The sequence below is a fragment of the Leclercia sp. M50 genome, from assembly GCF_037150775.1.
Taxonomy (GTDB): domain Bacteria; phylum Pseudomonadota; class Gammaproteobacteria; order Enterobacterales; family Enterobacteriaceae; genus Enterobacter.
Genome location: NZ_JBBCPK010000203.1, coordinates 1 through 2,721 on the forward strand (window position 1 = coordinate 1; position 2,721 = coordinate 2,721).

2 protein-coding genes are annotated in these 2,721 nt (G+C 63.5%); both read right to left on the bottom strand.

The features are described 5' to 3' along the window. On the bottom strand, window positions 1-2,317 hold a 2,317-nt coding region (locus WFM46_RS23460), incomplete at its 3' end, for a fimbria/pilus outer membrane usher protein (protein ID WP_336998695.1). Next, window positions 2,293-2,721, bottom strand: a 429-nt coding sequence (locus WFM46_RS23465; protein WP_442913478.1) for a fimbrial biogenesis chaperone, incomplete at its 5' end; no start/stop codon positions are given. The genes WFM46_RS23460 and WFM46_RS23465, both read right to left, overlap by 25 nt.

Genomic DNA, 2,721 nt, shown 5'->3' on the forward strand with positions numbered 1-2,721 from the left:
GGGTCAGGGTCACCTGGCAATATTTGCCCTCTGGGGTGCGCACCTCCAGCGGGTTAACGTCGTTCAGGTTCTCCAGCCAGGCGATGCCATCATAGCCCACGGTGGCCGGGGCGCGTGAGGCGCGTCGCACCTGGCTGCCGAGCGGAATATCCTGGCCCTCGCCGTCGTGCAGGATCACGCTGGCCACCCGCTCCTCCTCCATCGGGAAATCCACCAGATACCCGCTGTTGCGGCGCAGCGCCACCCGCCGCTCGGTCTCTTTTAGCCGGGTATCGGCGGGCAGGTTCAGGGTGTTGATGCTGTAGCTCGCCGGATAGTAGGCAGATACGCCGCTCACCAGCAGGTAGCCATTTTGGTTGGTTTTTCCCACCGGCTGGTTTTCGTAGCTTACCGGCACGTCGGGCTTGCCGTCGGTGCTGATGACCACGAAGGCGTCGTTGATCTTATTGGCGGCAAAGAGTTCACCGTCCATCAGCACCAGCGAGCCCAGCGCCTCGCCCCACCAGGTCATCATGTCGCGCTCGCCGTAGGTGCCGCCCTGCACTTCAATATTGTTGTTACGCCAGCCCAGCGAGGCCTGCTGGTAGCTGCGGGATCGGGACTGGTTCGCCAGGGCCATGTTCCAGCTAAAGCCGCCATCGGTGGGCATGGCGTGGTTGTAGTTGATGCGCTGGGTGCTGCCCGCGTCCGGGGTGTTTTCCAGGGTGACGGCGGCGCTGTCGCGTTCGCCGAGCGGAATTTGCAGCGACAGGGCGACCGTCCAGTCGCCCCGCTGCTGGTCCCGGCTGGCGGCAAGATAGATACTGCTGCTGCGCCACAGGTTGCGGCTCCAGGAGAGGTTGAGCAGCTCGGTTTTCTCGCTGTCGAAACTCTCCACCCCAATCCAGGCGGCGCCGATATTGCCATAATCACCCAGATTAAGGCTCAGGGAGTACTGGTCCGTATTGCGGCTAAGGCTGGCGATGGGCTGGTTGAATTCGTCGTATACCGTCGGCTGGTCGTAGAGGGCCAGATTGCCAAAGCCGCGATCCCGGCGGCTGTGCTGGGTAGCAATGCTGAATTCGCTGGTGCTGTACTGGTAGCCCCAGTTAATCTGCCCCCCCTCTTCACCATACATCCGGCTGCGGGTATATGCGGTATTGACCACGCCGAAACGCCCCATTTTTACCACCGTGCCCACACCGCCCAGCGCCAGCTCTTCGGCCCCTTCGCCATGTCCTTCGAGGGTCAGCCAGTCGGTCAGCCCATAGCGGTAAGAGCCGCTCCCCGCCGCCGGGCCGTAATCAAAGCTTTCAATACCGTAGTTGCGGCGCAGGCTGCCGAGGGTCACCGCCCCGTCGCTCAGCCCCGCCTTCAGCAGTTCGCTGGTGACGTAAAACGGCAGCGTGGTGCTCACCTGGCGGCCCAACGCATCGGTGGTGACCAGCACCGCATCTCCGGCGCCGTTGATATAGGGCAGATTGGTGAGGGTGAACGGCCCCGGCTGCAGGCGGGTGGAGCCGGCGCGATAGCCGTTAACGAACAGGTCTACCGAGGTGGGCACCGCCGCTTCCCCGGAGAACTCCGGCAGCGGCCAGGTGACCAGATCCGGTCGGAGGGAAAAGTCGCGGCCATAGCTGATGCCCCCCATGCGCACGCTGCTGCTCCAGCTGACGGCATCGCTGATGACATCCCCGGCGGTCCAGGTGGTGGCATTATCTTCATTGGTGACCAGCAGCGTGGTGTCGTAACGCACGTATCCCTCCTGCATGCCGCCGCCGGAGAGGTTTTTGCGCACAAAGCCGGTGGAGGAGAGAGAACCCCGCTCGTCAAAGTAGCGGAACTCATGCCAGAGCGAGGCTTGCCCGCCCGCATGATCGGTCTTGCTGGTATAGAAGTCATAGTTGAGCAGCGCCCCTCTGCCGTAGTGGGGAGTGCTCTGGGTCAGCTCGCCGCCAAAGGGGGTGACCCGGGCGGAGATCCACTCCCGGGGCACGCTCAACAGCAGGCGCTGCCCGGCGCTGTCATACTCGCTGCGCACGCCGGCGAGGGTCGTCAGATTGACCTCCCCCGGCGGGACATTTTCCGGCGGCAGCCCTGCGCGCAGCAGGTCAGCGCTGGAGACCAGATAATCGCCGTTGCGCCGGGTGACAGGCACCACCAGCCCGGTATCGTAGTGGTTGACGATCAGCGCCAGCTGAAAGACCGCTTCGTCGTTCAGGGACTGGGGCGCGGGCGGCGGCGGTAGCGCATCGTCGCCGGTGTTGGCCCAGCCTGCCGTGGAGACGCAAAGCAGGATCATCATCGTGGGTTTCAGTTGACGGGGGCCGACTGCCATTCGGTATCCCTGGCATTAATTTGCGCACTCATCTGACCCGGCTGGGTGATGCCTGAGGGGAGAGGCCAGCTGCGTTCACTGCCCGGCAGAACATACCCCAGCAGACCGTCCGCCATGCTCCTTTTCTGTCCGCCCTGAGTCAGGGAAACCTGACTGAGCCGAACGTGGACATCACCCCGGTTACGTACCTGCAGCGCGGGCTGGCCGTTTTCGCGGATAACCCGCCAGCTCAGGTTGCGCGGCTCGGCAAGGGCATGATGTTCCCCCTCTTTGATGGTTTCGATCCCCTGGCCGTAAACAAACAGCGGAATGGAGTAGCGCATCTGCAGCTTAAGGCCGATCTGCGGCGTGGTGTTGTCCTGAGGCTGGGGAATTTCGTCGACGATGATGCGGTAGGCCTGCTC